General features: G+C 71.5%; 16 protein-coding genes. 4 read left to right on the top strand and 12 right to left on the bottom strand.

The window, feature by feature from the left end; translation table 11 throughout:
• Positions 1 to 60: 60 nt before the first annotated feature.
• Together ACOKR1_RS08300 and ACOKR1_RS08295 are read left to right on the top strand one after the other, a co-directional pair.
• Positions 61 to 774, top strand: a complete 714-nt coding sequence (locus tag ACOKR1_RS08300; RefSeq protein ID WP_422936193.1) for an SIMPL domain-containing protein — start codon at positions 61 to 63, stop codon at positions 772 to 774.
• A complete protein-coding gene (locus ACOKR1_RS08295) occupies positions 743 to 1,843 on the top strand; it encodes an Rv2578c family radical SAM protein (RefSeq protein ID WP_422936192.1) in 1,101 nt (366 codons plus the stop codon). Before ACOKR1_RS08300 ends, ACOKR1_RS08295 begins: the two co-directional genes overlap by 32 nt.
• Here the strand turns inward: ACOKR1_RS08295 and ACOKR1_RS08290 are convergent.
• Positions 1,831 to 2,343 (bottom strand): (deoxy)nucleoside triphosphate pyrophosphohydrolase, encoded by a 513-nt coding sequence (locus ACOKR1_RS08290; RefSeq protein ID WP_422936191.1) that lies wholly within the window; start codon positions 2,341 to 2,343, stop codon positions 1,831 to 1,833. The genes ACOKR1_RS08295 and ACOKR1_RS08290 overlap by 13 nt on opposite strands.
• A 246-nt stretch (positions 2,344 to 2,589) precedes the next feature.
• Between ACOKR1_RS08290 and ACOKR1_RS08285 the strand changes: the two genes are divergently transcribed.
• Positions 2,590 to 3,744, top strand: a complete 1,155-nt coding sequence (locus ACOKR1_RS08285; protein WP_422936585.1) for an MFS transporter — start codon at positions 2,590 to 2,592, stop codon at positions 3,742 to 3,744.
• On the opposite strand, the gene ACOKR1_RS08280 is transcribed toward ACOKR1_RS08285, so the two are convergent.
• The 5 genes from ACOKR1_RS08280 to infC form a co-directional block, all read right to left on the bottom strand.
• Positions 3,695 to 4,621: a cation diffusion facilitator family transporter gene (locus ACOKR1_RS08280; RefSeq protein WP_422936190.1), complete on the bottom strand. Its 927-nt coding sequence runs from the start codon at positions 4,619 to 4,621 to the stop codon at positions 3,695 to 3,697. The two genes, ACOKR1_RS08285 and ACOKR1_RS08280, sit on opposite strands and share 50 nt — an antisense overlap.
• 10 nt (positions 4,622 to 4,631) lie before the next feature.
• On the bottom strand, positions 4,632 to 5,615 hold the full coding sequence (locus tag ACOKR1_RS08275) for a TrmH family RNA methyltransferase (RefSeq protein WP_422936584.1): 984 nt from the start codon (positions 5,613 to 5,615) through the stop codon (positions 4,632 to 4,634).
• Positions 5,616 to 5,743: 128 nt separating this feature from the next.
• Entirely contained in the window at positions 5,744 to 6,130 is a 387-nt protein-coding gene (rplT, locus tag ACOKR1_RS08270) for a 50S ribosomal protein L20 (protein WP_138443805.1), read from the bottom strand.
• 39 nt (positions 6,131 to 6,169) lie between these two features.
• Positions 6,170 to 6,364 carry a 50S ribosomal protein L35 gene (gene rpmI, locus ACOKR1_RS08265; protein ID WP_136609839.1) on the bottom strand — a complete coding sequence of 65 codons (195 nt, stop codon included), beginning with the start codon at positions 6,362 to 6,364 and terminating at the stop codon, positions 6,170 to 6,172.
• Positions 6,365 to 6,474: 110 nt separating this feature from the next.
• Positions 6,475 to 7,698, bottom strand: coding sequence for a translation initiation factor IF-3 (infC, locus tag ACOKR1_RS08260; protein ID WP_422936189.1), 1,224 nt, complete (start codon positions 7,696 to 7,698; stop codon positions 6,475 to 6,477).
• A 295-nt stretch (positions 7,699 to 7,993) separates the two neighbouring features.
• Between infC and ACOKR1_RS08255 the strand changes: the two genes are divergently transcribed.
• Entirely contained in the window at positions 7,994 to 8,362 is a 369-nt protein-coding gene (locus ACOKR1_RS08255) for a DUF1844 domain-containing protein (RefSeq protein WP_415857214.1), read from the top strand.
• 53 nt (positions 8,363 to 8,415) lie between these two features.
• Here ACOKR1_RS08255 and ACOKR1_RS08250 read toward each other — a convergent pair whose 3' ends face one another.
• From ACOKR1_RS08250 to hisB, 6 genes are read right to left on the bottom strand one after another with little or no spacing between them, the layout of a single operon-like run.
• Positions 8,416 to 9,723 carry an MFS transporter gene (locus ACOKR1_RS08250; protein ID WP_422936188.1) on the bottom strand — a complete coding sequence of 436 codons (1,308 nt, stop codon included), beginning with the start codon at positions 9,721 to 9,723 and terminating at the stop codon, positions 8,416 to 8,418.
• 47 nt (positions 9,724 to 9,770) lie between these two features.
• Positions 9,771 to 10,643 (bottom strand): SseB family protein, encoded by an 873-nt coding sequence (locus tag ACOKR1_RS08245; RefSeq protein ID WP_422936187.1) that lies wholly within the window; start codon positions 10,641 to 10,643, stop codon positions 9,771 to 9,773.
• Position 10,644: 1 nt separating this feature from the next.
• On the bottom strand, positions 10,645 to 11,385 hold the full coding sequence (gene priA, locus ACOKR1_RS08240; RefSeq protein ID WP_422936186.1) for a bifunctional 1-(5-phosphoribosyl)-5-((5-phosphoribosylamino)methylideneamino)imidazole-4-carboxamide isomerase/phosphoribosylanthranilate isomerase PriA: 741 nt from the start codon (positions 11,383 to 11,385) through the stop codon (positions 10,645 to 10,647).
• Between the two features lie 31 nt (positions 11,386 to 11,416).
• Positions 11,417 to 11,572: a hypothetical protein gene (locus tag ACOKR1_RS08235; protein ID WP_415855424.1), complete on the bottom strand. Its 156-nt coding sequence runs from the start codon at positions 11,570 to 11,572 to the stop codon at positions 11,417 to 11,419.
• Positions 11,573 to 12,265, bottom strand: coding sequence for an imidazole glycerol phosphate synthase subunit HisH (gene hisH / locus ACOKR1_RS08230; RefSeq protein WP_422936583.1), 693 nt, complete (start codon positions 12,263 to 12,265; stop codon positions 11,573 to 11,575). It lies immediately after the preceding gene.
• Positions 12,266 to 12,318: 53 nt separating this feature from the next.
• Positions 12,319 to 12,942 (bottom strand): imidazoleglycerol-phosphate dehydratase HisB, encoded by a 624-nt coding sequence (hisB, locus tag ACOKR1_RS08225; protein ID WP_415855425.1) that lies wholly within the window; start codon positions 12,940 to 12,942, stop codon positions 12,319 to 12,321.
• Between the last annotated feature and the right edge of the window lie 11 nt (positions 12,943 to 12,953).

The raw sequence follows: 12,953 nt of genomic DNA, 5'->3' as shown, positions 1-12,953 counted from the left end.
GTCTAGTAGACGGCGCAGCCGCCTCTGGGCTCCGTGAATCCGCGAGTTTAGTTTGGAGTGATGGGAGATCATCAGGGGCATCACCCCGACACCGTGACCGTCACCGGCGCCGGCACCGCGCGCGCGGTGCCGGACGCCGCCGTCGTGCGCCTCGCTGTGGAGGTGAGCGCCGACGCTCTCGCGGCCGCCTACGAAGGCGCGGCCGCCGCGGCCCAGCGGGTCGTGGACGCTGCCCTCGCCGCGGGCCTGCCGCGCGCCGACGTCGCCACGAGCGGCCTCTCCGTGCGGTCGGAGGTCGTGTGGCGGGACGGCAACCGCCAGGAGGTCGTCGGGTACGTCGCGAGCACGGGCCTCGCCCTCACCGCGCGCGAGCTCGCGAGGACACCCGCGCTGCTCGATGCGATCGTCCGCGCGGGCGGCGACGCGCTGCGCATCCATGGGCTCGCGCTCGAGGTGAGCGATCCGGCGGCCGCGCACGCAGCAGCGCAGGAGGCCGCGTTCGACGACGCCCGCTCGGCGGCCGGTCGGCTCGCCCAGCTTGCGGGGCGCGAACTCGGCGACGTTCAGCGGATCGACGCGTCCGCACCGTCCCTTCCCGGGCCGCCGGTCCCACTCATGCGGGCCGCCCTCGCGACGCCCGCCGAGAGCCTGCCCGTCGAGGCCGGAGAGGCCGAGGTGCGCGCGAGCGTGACCGTCGTGTGGCGCCTTGACAGCGCTTCGAACATGTATTCGAATAGTGGGCATGCGATGGAACACGCAGACGGCGCAAGCTGAAGCCGAGGGCCCACCCCTCATCCCGCTCGCGGGGCTCCTGCGCGCCGTCCGGACGCCGGAGTTCCAGGGCATCACCTTCCATGAGGTCGCCGCGAGATCGGCGCTCAACAAGGTGCCACCGGCGTCCTCCATGCCTTTCCGATGGACGATCAATCCCTACCGGGGGTGCAGCCACGCGTGCGTGTACTGCTTCGCACGCGGCACCCACACCTACCTGGACCTCGACGCGGGCCTCGACTTCGACCGGCAGCTGGTGGTCAAGGTCAACGTCGCGGAGGTCCTGAGGGCAGAGCTCGCGCGGCCGTCGTGGCGGCGCGAGCACGTGGCCCTCGGCACGAACACGGACCCGTACCAGCGTGCCGAGGGCCGCTACGCCCTCATGCCGGGCATCATCCGGGCCCTCGCCGATTCGGGAACGCCGTTCTCGATCCTCACGAAGGGGACTCTGCTCGCCCGCGACCTCCCGCTCTTGAGGTCTGCGGCAGCTCAGGTGCCCGTCGGCGCGGGGGTATCGCTCGCGATGCTCGACCCTGACCTCCAGGCGGTCGTCGAGCCAGGGACGCCCACGCCGTCGGCCCGGCTCGCCCTCATCTCCAAACTGCGCGATGCCGGGATGCCGTGCGGTGTCATGGCCATGCCGATCCTCCCGTGGCTCACAGACGGCGAGGAGCAGCTCGACGCGCTCTTCGGTGCGCTCGCGGCGGCCGGCGCGAGCGGCGTCACCGCGGGGGCGCTCCACCTGCGGCCCGGCACGAAGGAATGGTTCATGCAGTGGCTCGCGCGCGACCACCCGGAGCTCGTGGGCCGCTATCGGCGCCTCTACGGGCAGGGCGCATACGCACCCAAGGACTACCGCGCGTGGCTGGGCCGGCGGGTCGCTGAGGCCAAGGCGCGCCACGGCTTCGACCGGCCCGATACGGTGGGCCACCGCACGTCCGGCCTCGACTTCGAGGCGGCTGACCGCCCGGTGGGCAGCGCGGCGGCACAGGCAACGGCAGAGCAGGCAACAGCAGAGCGGCCAACGGCACGGCCGACGGCGGCCGCGGCCGGGCAGGGTCAGCTCTTCTGAGCGTGGCCCTCCTGAGGAACGGCGTCACCTCGAGCGCGCAGCCGGGCCGCGAGGCTCCGCACAGCGGCGACGATCGGGTAGTCGGCCGGGATCCACGGAAGCTCCTCGCCGGACTGGCCCGGGCCTGCGGGCCGCTCGTCGAGAACTCCTTCATCGAGCGCTATCCACCGCAGTTCGTCGTGGTCCTCGAGGGCCGCCGGGACGCCTGCCGTCACCTCGGCGAACCACACGCGCATGGCGGCCTTCTCGTTGAGCGGCCAGCCCTCCGGGGTGGCGCCCACAACCTCCGGGCCTAGTCGCACCTCGACGCCGAGCTCCTCGGCGAGCTCCCGGTGCAATGCCGCCTCATGTCCCTCGCCCGGCTCGACCTTGCCGCCCGGGAACTCCCACTGGCCGGCGAACGCGGGGGGCGCCGTACGCCTGGCCGCGAGAAGCCGCGTGGGTTCCTCGAGCGAGTCCACGATCGCCCCGCCGACCACCTGCACGTATCCACGATCCACCCGGCCAGACTAGCGAATGGGCCAGACGAGCGAATGGGCCACACTAGCGAATGGGCCGCTGTCAGGAATGAGCCGGCAGCGCGTAGGGTTTAACAATCTCGAGGGCCAGCGCTGCCCCTCTTCCCAGCACCGACCCCCGAGGATCAGCGCATGACCACGCCCGCTGCCCAGACAGCCCCTGCCCAGAGCCCGGGCGCGAGCCACGCCGCCCCCTCGCCGCTCGCGCCGCGCCCGCTCTTCTGGGCCATGCTCTCGCTCGCGATCGGCGGCTTCGGCATCGGGACCGTCGAGTTCACCACGATGGGCCTCCTCAAGGAAATCGAGCGCGGCCTGAGCCTCTCCACGCCGCAGGCGGGCCAGCTCATCTCCGCCTACGCGCTCGGCGTTGTGGTCGGCGCCCCGATCCTCGCGGCCGTGGGGGCGCGGCTCCCGCGCAAGTACCTCGTCATGGGGCTCGCCGCGCTCATCGCCCTCGGCAACTTCTCGTCCGTCTTCGCGGCCGACTTCGGCAGCATGATGATCTCGCGCTTCGCGTCCGGCCTCCCGCACGGCGCCTATTTCGGCGCCGCCGCGGTCCTGGCCGGGACGCTCGTCGCGCCGACGAGGCGGGGCTGGGCGATCGCGACGGTCATGTCCGGGCTGACGATCGCCAACGTGCTCGGCGTCCCGTTCGCCACGTGGCTCGGCCAGGCGTTCGGGTGGCGCCTCCTCTTCGTCGTCACCGCCGTCATCGGCCTCGCCGCGGTCGCCATGATCTGGCGCTTCGTCCCGTTCGAGCCGGCGCACCCCGAGGCAAGCATCCGGCGTGAGCTCGGCGCCCTCACGCGCGTGCAGATGTGGCTCGCCTTGCTCATCGGCGTCGTGGGCTTCGGCGGGTTCTTCGCGACCTACACGTACATCTCCCACACGATGACCTCGGTGGCGGGGCTCCCAGAGAATCTCATGCCGCTCGTGGTGGCCCTGTACGGGCTGGGCATGGTCGTGGGCAACGTCATCGGCGGCCGCATGGCGGATCGCTCGGTCATGGGCACCATCTATCGGGGCCTGAGCCTCGTCGTCGTCGTCATGGTCCTGTACGGACTGGCAGCGCACTGGTGGCCCACCGCACTGCTCATGGTCTTCGTGATCGGGGGCTCGGGCTCAACGCTCATCCCCGCCCTCCAGACCCGGCTCCTCGACTCAGCGCCGAACGCCGCGACGCTCGCGTCCTCGCTCAACCACTCGGCCCTCAACGTCGCGAACGCGCTCGGCGCGTTCGTGGGCGGCCTCGTGATCGGCTGGGGCTGGGGCTTCACGGCCCCCGCGTACGTCGGGGCAGGTCTCGCGGTCCTCGGCCTCGGCATCGCCGCCCTCAGCGGCTGGCTGGAGCGCCGCGAGGGATATCCGGCTCGAGGTAGATGACCCGAGCGCTCGGCACGGCCGAGCGGATCCGGGCCTCGGCGTCGTCGATCGCCCGCGCGATGCTCTCGCCGGACGCGCCGCGGGCCACGCCGAACTTCGCCGCGACGAGCAGCTCCTCGGGGCCGAGGTGCATCGTGCGGAGGTGGATGATGCGCGTGCCGTCGCTCGAGATCGCCGCCTCGATCCTCGCGATGTCCTCCGCGCTCGCGGATTCCCCGAGGAGGAGCGAGCTTGTCTCGAGCGCGAGGATTGCGGCGATGCCCACGAGCAGGAGCCCGATGAGGCCAGTCCCGATCGCGTCCCACGCGCCGCTGCCCGTCGCGAGCGTGAGCGAGACCCCGAACAGAGCGCACACGAGTCCAATGAGCGCGCCGAAGTCCTCGAGGAGCACGACGGGCAGCTCGGGCTGCTTCGCGGTGCGGATGAACGCGACCCAGCTTTGGCTGCCGCGGTGTGGCCGCGCCTCGCGCAGACCGGTCCGGAACGAGAGGCTCTCCGCGATGATCGAGCCGAGCAGGATCGCCACGGGAACCCACCACCACGGCCCCTCGATGCCGTGGGGGTGCTGGAGCTTCTCCCAGGCCTCGTAGAGCGCGAACAGGCCGCCCACGCTGAACAGCACGATCGAGACGATGAACGCGTAGATGTACCGCTCGCGTCCGTAGCCGAACGGGTGCTGCGGGCTTGCCTGACGCGAGGCGCGCTTCCCGCCGATGAGCAGCAGGATCTGATTGCCCGAATCGGCGACCGAGTGGATGGCCTCGGCGAGCATCGACGACGACGCCGTGAGCGCGAACGCTACGACCTTCATTGCCGCGATCGCAAGATTGGCCGCGAGCGCCGCGACGACTGCCTTGGTTCCCCCGCCTGCTGACATGCCTGCGAATCTACCCGGTCCGCTGCCCTCGACGCTGCGCGCGGGCGCTCGCGTAGAGGCACACCGTCGCCGCCGTCCCCACGTTGAGGCTCTCCGCCTCGCCGTAGAGGGGCACCGCCACGCGGGCGTCCGCGAGGGCCAGCTCGGCGTCCGAGAGCCCCTGGGCCTCGTTCCCGAACAGCCACGCCGTGGGCGCCTCGAGCGCGTACGACGGCGCGGCCTCGCCTTCGCCGGACGAGCGTCCCTCCGGCGCCGCCTCGCCATTCGCTCCCCCACCCAGCGCTCGATCGCCCAGAGTCCCATCGCCCAGTGGTCCCACGACCGGTGGTCCCACCGTCAGGCGGCGCGCCGCGCTCTCGTCCTGGAGCGCGTCGAGATCCACGGGGCCGTAGCCGTCCGCGGCGAGGACTCCCACGCCTGCCCCGCGCAGCTGCTGCGCGAGCTCGGCGGGGTCGGCCCCGATCACGAACGGGACATGGAAGAGCGAGCCGGCCGTGCTGCGCACAGTCTTGGGGTTGTACGGGTCCACGCTGCCCTCGGTGAACACGACCGCGTCCGCCCCCGCGGAATCGGCGGCCCGCAGGATCGTCCCCGCGTTCCCCGGGTCTTGGACCCGGCACAGGACGGCCACGAGCCGAGGCCCGCGGCTCAGGACCTCGGCGAGCGTGACGTCGAGCTGGCGGCACACCGCGAGGATGCCCTGGGGACTCACGGTGTCGGCCATCGCCGCGAGGACGTCGTCGGTCGCGGTCCGCAGAGCACCGGTCGCGCGCGCGAGGGCGTCGAGCTCGGGGTACCGCTCGAGGCACGCGGCACTCGCGTAGACCTCCGCAACAAGGCGGGGCGCGCCGTCGTCCGCGAGCCGTGCGTCGAGGCGCAACGCCTCGCGGACCGCTTGCGGACCCTCGGCGAGGAAGAGGCCCCGGCGCGTCCGCGCGGAGCGCTGGGCGAGCTTGGCCACGTCGCGCACGCGGTCGGCGCGCGGGTTGGTCATGGGCTCGAGGTGGTGCGAAGAAGTCACTGATCCACTTTAACCGAGCGGCGGAAGCCGCCTTAAACCGCACCGCCCGCAGTGCCGGGGAGGGCAATGCGGGCGGTGCGGAAAGGTGCGCGGGGCGAAAGTTACTTCGCGGCGACCGGGGCGTTGACGTCCGAGGGAAGCGCCTTCTTGGCGACCTCGACGAGCGCGGCGAACGCGGCGGCGTCCGAAACGGCGAGCTCGGCGAGCATGCGGCGGTCAACCTCGACCTCGGCGGCCTTGAGGCCCTGGATGAGGCGGTTGTAGGTCAGGCCGTTCGCGCGGGCGGCAGCGTTGATGCGCTGGATCCAGAGGCGACGGAAGTCACCCTTGCGCTTGTGACGGTCCTGGTAGCTGTACACGAACGAGTGCAGCAGCTGCTCCTTCGCCTTGCGGTACAGGCGAGAGCGCTGGCCTCGGTAGCCGGACGCCCGCTCGAGGACGGTACGGCGCTTCTTGTGGGCGTTGACTGCCCGCTTCACACGTGCCATGTGAATACTCCTTTAGAAAATCGTGGCTGGGAGACTAATTCAGATGCCGAGCATCCGCTTGATGACCTTGGCGTCACCCTTGGCCACGATCTTGTCGGCGTGGAGACGGCGCGTGAGCGTCGTGGGCTTGTGCTCGAGGTAGTGGCGGCGGTTGGCCTGCTGACGCTTGAGCTTGCCGGAGCCGGTCAGCTTGAAGCGCTTCTTGGCGCCACTGTGGGTCTTCATCTTCGGCATAGGAACCGTTTCCCTTCGCTTCCCGCGGCACGTGGCCGCGGCTTCTCTGGCGGCCCGCTTTCGCGGGCCGACTGGTTGTACCGCTGGCCGGTCAGACCGGCCGCAGTGGGCTAGTTGCCCCGGCGTCCAGACGACCGGGGGCCGGCCGGCTTGGGCGTCGAGGATGCAGGCCGCGGGGCGCCCGGCTTCGGGGCCTGCGGCCGCGGTGCCGAGGGCTTGGGCGCGGCCGGCTTCGCAGCCTCCGCCGGCCGGGGGGCCTGCGGGCGCGGAGTCGGCTTCGGTGCGCCCTTGGTCTGGGGCGCCTCCTTGGCCTGGGAAGCCACGGCGGCGGCAGCCACCGGCTGGGCGACCTCGACGGGCGCGGTCTCAACCGGCGCGGCCTCAACCGGCGCAGTCTCAACCGGCGCGGCCTCGACAGGCGCAGTCTCAACCGTCGCGGTCTCGACCGGCTCGGCCTCAACCGTCGCGGCCTCAACCGTCGCGGTCTCGACCGGCTCGGCCTCAACCGTGGCGGTCTCGACCGGCTCGGCCTCAACCGGCGCAGCCTCAACAGGCTCGGCCTCGACCGTGGCGGCGTCGACCGACGCAGCCTCGACCTCGGCCTCGAACTCTGCCGCGTCAAACTCTTCGCCCTCGAACTCCACAGCCTCGAGAGCCGCGTCGTCCGCCTGCTGCAGGAAGTCCGCCGGCAGCGCGTCGCCGAGCGACTGCGTCATCGGCGCCTTGTCCGCCGTAACGCCCGCGGTCTTGGCAGCCTCAGCCTTCGCCTTGTCCGCGGCGCGCTGCGCGGCGCGACGGGCCTCGGCCTTGGCCTCGGCCTTGTTCTTGAGCGGGCCGATGACCATGACCATGTTGCGTCCGTCGATGCGCGGAGCGGACTCGACCGCACCGACCTCGGCGACGTCGTCGGCAAAACGCTGGAGGAGGCGGATGCCCATCTCCGGACGCTGCTGCTCACGACCGCGGAACTGGATCATGGCCTTGACCTTGTCCCCGGCGCCGAGGAAGCGGAGCGCGTGGCCCTTCTTCGTCTCGTAGTCGTGGGTATCGATCTTGAGCCGGAAGCGAATCTCCTTCAGAACCGTATTCGTCTGGTTCTTGCGGGCCTCGCGGGCCTTGACCGCTGCCTCGTACTTGTACTTGCCGAAATCCATCAGCTTGCACACCGGCGGTTTCGCCTGGGGTGCTACTTCAACGAGATCGAGGTCGGCCTCTGCGGCCAGACGCAGCGCGTCCTCGATGCGCACGATGCCAACCTGCTCACCGGCAGGCCCGACGAGGCGCACCTCGGGGACGCGGATTCGCTCATTGATGCGTGGATCGCTAATGTTCAAGCTCCTCAAGTAGTCAAGGATGGCCCCGACAACGAGGAAGGCCCCCGATTGTCGGCGCAATCGGAGGCCTCGAAGGTCAGCGCCGCATAGGGCGCCGCGTCCGGCCGCGGTGGATTCCGCGGCGGGCGACCTGAGTACCCGGCAGCAATGCTCAATGCACGCCGACGCGGGTGGGAGAGAACTCCGCTTGCAAACTGTCTGTCAAGTATACAGGGTCACGGCGCATGCCACTGACCACCGCGTGGGCCGCACGCGGAATAACGACATCCAGTCGGTCTGTGCAAAGCTTAGCAGCATGACTGATCAGACCCCGTCCTCGACCGCTGAGACCGATGTGAGCGCCGAAGTTCGCGACATTGCCGAGGTTCCCGCGGTCGAAGTCATCACGACGACGGCGGTGCACCTCATGAGCGCCGCTGCCGTCAAGGTGGGGCTCGCCGAGGGCCCGGAGGGCGAGGCCCTCAAGGACCTCGACGAGGCGCGCAAGCTCATCACGGCCCTCGCGGGACTCGTCACGGCGGCCGCCCCCGAGATCGGTTCCCAGCACGCCGCGCCGCTGCGCGACGGCCTCCGCTCGCTCCAGCTCGCGTTCCGCGAGGCCTCCCTCCTCCCGGACGAGCCGGGCAAGGGCCCCGGCGAAAAGTACACGGGTCCTGTCAACTAGCCCCGGAAGCCGACCCGGCCTATCCCGCCGCCCGGCCTAACCCGCCGCCCGGCCTAACCCGCCAAGGTGCGGCGCCGCCGTCGGACGCCCTGCGCCACGAGCCCGGCCGCACACAGCACGACGCCCCCGATGCCGATCCCGGCGAAACCCGCCCAGGGACCCGCAGCGTCGATCATGATCCCCGTGAACGGCGAGCCGAGCGCAGTGCCTGCGGTGAGCGCCGAGCCATACCAGCCCATGGCCTCGCCGCGCCGATTCTCATCGACGAGCGCGGCCACCGCCTCCGACGCCGCGGAGAGCGTCGGCGCGCACAGCAGCCCTGCCGGGAGCGCGAGGAGGCTGAGGCTCCACACATCGGTCGCGAAGCCCATCGGCACAGTGAGGGCAGACATGAGCAGGAGCAGGACGAGCGGGTGGATGCGCAACGTCATCGCCCCGTACACGAGTCCGCCGACGAGCGAGGCGAGGCACCACGCAAAGAACACGAAGCCAAGCTGCTCGCCCTGCCCGTTCCCGCGGAGGACGGCGACAATCCCGACGTCCGTGCCCGAGAGCACCATCCCCGCACCGGCCGCCACCACGAGGATGACGGCGACGGCCACGGTGAGCCAACCGAGCCCGCCGCGGGCGCGGCCGAGCAGCCGTCGCAGGCCCGACGCGCCGTCGGCCTGACCGGCGGCCACCTCCGCGGGCGCCGCGCTCTCGGCCGATTCGAGGCTCGAGGCGACGTCGTCGCGGTCGGTTGTCGGCGCCATTCCGCCCGCCACGGAGCCGGGCTGGCCGGAGCGGGTGGGCGGGTTGAACCACACGAGCGCGAGGCCCGCGAGAGCAGCCGAGACGCCCACGGCCGTGAGGCCGATCGCAGTCGAAAGGTGCACGGCCACGAGCGCCGCGGCGGCGGGGCCCACCATGAACGTCACCTCGGTGCCGATCGAGTCGAGCGCGAAGGCCGTGCGGCGCTGCTCCGGCGTGGTCATGACGCCGAGCGACTGGCGCACCACCGAGAAGATCGGGAGCGCGAACACGCCGCCCACGAGAGCGGCGACGAGCAGGCCCGGGTAGTTGAGGTGTGGCGCGATCGACCATACGACCGCCTCCGCGACGATCGATGGGATGAGCGCCACGCGCAGGCCCGCCGTGTCGACGCGCCGGCCGCGCCACGGAGCGCCGAGCGCGATCCCGATCGTGAGCAGGGCGGCCACCGCCCCCGCGGCTCCGTAGCCGAGTCCCAGCGTCTGCACGACGTGGAGCGTCAGGAGCACGCCCGCGGCAGAGTGAGGCAAGCGTGCGACCATCGCGACAAGCAGCAGATTCCTTACCGGGCGGCGTCGCCACAGTTGCCCGTACAGGGCGAAATCCATCGATCCCCCTTTGAAAGCCGCGCGCTCCGCCTTGTGGCGGGGGCGGCTCAGTCCCCGAACGCTCGGAGGGAGATCTCGATCGAGTCGACAGCCTCTGCGAAGCGTTCGCTGCCGGCGAGTCGGCCGTTCAGCTCTGCCACCATTTCACGCAGCGCGTCGGCTGGCAAGCCGGGGGCGAGCTCGAGCACGATCCGGAGCTCGGGGCCGGGTCCGCCCCCGGCCAGGACGCGGCCTGCGCGGTCGCGCGTCGCGACGCCCTTGCCGGGTTCGAGCCGTGCGGCGCGGATCGGCACGATGTCTTCGATGGCTTCGGAGACCACCTCAGCGAGCGAAGCGTCGCGGTACGACGGCGTCCACGGCTTCTGCTGGGCGAGCGCCCACACCGCAGGGCGGCGCAGCACGAACGTCGCGTCGGCACCGGGATCGACGACCACGAGCTCGGCACCCTCGGAGACGGCCGAGAGAGCGGCCCGCGGCGCGAACACCGCGACCGGCCGCGCCTCCGCGTGCCAGGCCTCAAGCCGGGCCACCGACGTGAACACCGGAAGGGCCTTGCGCCCGTCCGGCGCGCTGAGGGTCACGAGGGCCATGTCGGCTTCCTTGTCCTCGGCGAAGCCGTGGACCCCGAGACCCCCTTCCACGAGCTCGGCGACCACGGGCACGAAGACGCGCGCGGCGGCGAGGGCCTCCATCACGGCCTCTTCGGTTCCGCCCGTGGCGAGTGCCGCAATGGCGGCCTCGACGCGCGGGTCGGCCTCGCCGTCGTCCGCATCGAATTGGTGCAGGGGGTTGCCCTCGCCGGCGAGATCGCGCCCGGACCACGGCTGGCCGGCCGAGTCCGTGGCCTCGCCGGCTCTGGCGAGCGCCGCCGCGATGTGCCCCGGCAGATGCCGGGGCGCGGGTCCGCCGTCCGCGCCCACGTCAGCGACGGCCGGCGACGTCGAGCGCCTCTGGGAGCGTGAACTTGCCCGCGTACAGCGCCTTGCCCACGATCGCGCCCTCGACGCCGAGCGGCACGAGCTCGCGCAGCGCGCGCAGATCGTCGAGGCTCGAGATGCCGCCGGACGCGACGACAGGCTTCCTGGTCCGCTCGCACATCTGCTTGAGCAGCTCGACGTTCGGGCCGCGGAGGGTGCCGTCCTTCGTGACGTCCGTGACCACATAGCGGGCGCACCCGGCGTCCTCTAGGCGCGCCAGCACCTCCCAGAGGTCGCCGCCCTCCTTGGTCCAGCCGCGCGCCGCGAGCGTCGTGCCGCGCACGTCGAGGCCGACGGCGATCCGGTCGCCGTAGCGCTCGATCGCGCGGGCCGTCCAGGCCGGGTCCTCGAGGGCGGCCGTGCCGAGGTTGACTCGCGCCGCGCCGAGCTCGAGCGCGGCGTCAAGGGAGGCGTCGTCGCGGATGCCGCCCGAGAGCTCGACCTTGACGGAGAGCTGCTTCACGACGTCGGCGAGCAGTTCGCGGTTGCTCCCGCGCCCGAAGGCGGCGTCGAGGTCCACGAGATGAACCCACTCGGCGCCGTCGTTCTGCCACGCGAGCGCGGCGTCGAGCGGGGCGCCGTAGCTCGTCTCGCTCCCCGCCTCGCCCTGCACGAGGCGCACCGCCTGGCCGTCCGCGACGTCCACGGCGGGCAGGAGTTCGAGGATGGGCTCGACGCTGGTCATGGGTGGTCTCCTAGTGGTGATGGCCTGGCGCTCAGGCCTGCAGGGTGAACAGATAGGCGGCGACGAGGGCTGCGGCGGCGAGGACGCCGAACGAGATCCACGTCCAGTTGGGCAGGCCCTGCCGCCGGAACGAGACGACACCGCCCACGAGGAGCCCGGCGAGGCCGAACAGCAGAATGGACCACATTCAGGCGGCGGCCTTCGGCTTGAGGCACGAGACCCAATTCCGCAGCAGACGGGCCCCGGCGTCCCCTGACTTCTCGGGGTGGAACTGCGTGGCGCACAGCGGGCCGTTCTCGACCGCCGCGACAAACGGGGCGCCGTGCTCGGACCACGTGACGAGCGGCGCGGCCATGCGCGGCTGGCTCACGTCGAACTCCCACGTCTGCACGCCGTACGAGTGCACGAAGTAGAAACGCTCCGACTCGACGCCCTCGAAGAGCTTCGAGCCCTCCGGCGCCGTGACCGTGTTCCACCCCATGTGCGGCACCACGGGCGCGGGCAGGAGCTCGACGACGCCCGGCCACTCGCCGAGACCCTCGCACTCGACGCCGTGCTCGACACCGCGTTCGAACAGCACCTGGAGGCCCACGCAGATCGCGAGGACCGGGCGCCCGCCCGCAACGCGACGGCCGATGATGCGCGCGCCGTCGACGGACTTGAGCTCGTCCATGACCGTCGCGAACGCGCCGACGCCCGGGACCACGAGGCCATCCGCGTTGAGGGCGTCCTCGGGCTTCGCGCTGAGCGTCACCGCGGCTCCGGCGCGCTCGAGCGCGCGCACGGCAGAGCGCACGTTGCCCGAGCCATAGTCGAGGACGACGACGGTCGGCCGCCCCTCGGGGTCAGGCGCGGGTCCGCCGAGATTGCGTGAGTCGATGGCGACGCCGTTGTGCGGCTCGGGCGCGCTAGCGCCGTTCGCGGTCGTCCCGGTCACAGGGCGCCCTTCGTGGACGGAATGGCGTCGCCGATCCGCGGGTCAGGCTCGACGGCTGCGCGAAGTGCTCGCGCGAACGCCTTGAACTGCGCCTCGACGATGTGGTGCGGATCGCGACCCTCGAGCACGCGCATGTGGAGGCAGATGCCGGCGTGGAGAGTGATCGCCTCGAACACGTGACGCGTGAGCGATCCCGTGAAGTGCCCGCCAATAAGGTGATACTCCTGCCCCGCCGGTTCGCCCGAGTGCACGAGGTAGGGGCGGCCCGAGACGTCGACGACGGCCTGCGCGAGGGCCTCGTCGAGCGGCACGGTGGCCTCCCCGAAGCGGCGGATCCCGGCCTTGGAGCCGAGCGCCTCCTTGAGCACCTCGCCGAACGTGATGGCGATGTCCTCGACCGTGTGGTGCACGTCGATGTGAGTGTCCCCGCTGGCCTTCACCGTGAGGTCAATGAGCGAGTGCTTCGAGAGCGCCGTGAGCATGTGGTCGTAGAACGGCACGCTGCTGGAGATGTCCGAGCGGCCGGTTCCGTCGAGATTGATCTCGACGACGACCGACGATTCGGACGTGGTGCGCTCCATCCGCGCCGTGCGCGGCGCGGTCTGCAGCTGGGTGCTCATGGCTGTCCGTC

Origin of the sequence: Sinomonas sp. P47F7, assembly GCF_049332655.1 — a bacterium.
Lineage (GTDB): Bacteria > Actinomycetota > Actinomycetes > Actinomycetales > Micrococcaceae > Sinomonas.
Note: the sequence above shows the minus strand (reverse complement) of the source record. Positions and strands in the feature narration are given on the sequence as shown.

What these genes read in the sequence shown, in the direction of transcription:
- rpmI (WP_136609839.1), bottom strand. Translation starts at nt 6,364, where the DNA reads ATGCCGAAGATGAAGACCCACAGTGGCGCCAAGAAGCGCTTCAAGCTG.
- ACOKR1_RS08285 (WP_422936585.1), top strand. Translation starts at nt 2,590, where the DNA reads ATGCTCTCGCTCGCGATCGGCGGCTTCGGCATCGGGACCGTCGAGTTC.
- priA (WP_422936186.1), bottom strand. Translation starts at nt 11,385, where the DNA reads ATGACCAGCGTCGAGCCCATCCTCGAACTCCTGCCCGCCGTGGACGTC.
- ACOKR1_RS08300 (WP_422936193.1), top strand. Translation starts at nt 61, where the DNA reads ATGGGAGATCATCAGGGGCATCACCCCGACACCGTGACCGTCACCGGC.
- hisB (WP_415855425.1), bottom strand. Translation starts at nt 12,942, where the DNA reads ATGAGCACCCAGCTGCAGACCGCGCCGCGCACGGCGCGGATGGAGCGC.
- ACOKR1_RS08275 (WP_422936584.1), bottom strand. Translation starts at nt 5,615, where the DNA reads ATGACCAACCCGCGCGCCGACCGCGTGCGCGACGTGGCCAAGCTCGCC.
- ACOKR1_RS08255 (WP_415857214.1), top strand. Translation starts at nt 7,994, where the DNA reads ATGACTGATCAGACCCCGTCCTCGACCGCTGAGACCGATGTGAGCGCC.
- rplT (WP_138443805.1), bottom strand. Translation starts at nt 6,130, where the DNA reads ATGGCACGTGTGAAGCGGGCAGTCAACGCCCACAAGAAGCGCCGTACC.
- ACOKR1_RS08295 (WP_422936192.1), top strand. Translation starts at nt 743, where the DNA reads ATGCGATGGAACACGCAGACGGCGCAAGCTGAAGCCGAGGGCCCACCC.
- ACOKR1_RS08280 (WP_422936190.1), bottom strand. Translation starts at nt 4,621, where the DNA reads ATGTCAGCAGGCGGGGGAACCAAGGCAGTCGTCGCGGCGCTCGCGGCC.
- ACOKR1_RS08235 (WP_415855424.1), bottom strand. Translation starts at nt 11,572, where the DNA reads ATGTGGTCCATTCTGCTGTTCGGCCTCGCCGGGCTCCTCGTGGGCGGT.
- ACOKR1_RS08250 (WP_422936188.1), bottom strand. Translation starts at nt 9,723, where the DNA reads ATGGATTTCGCCCTGTACGGGCAACTGTGGCGACGCCGCCCGGTAAGG.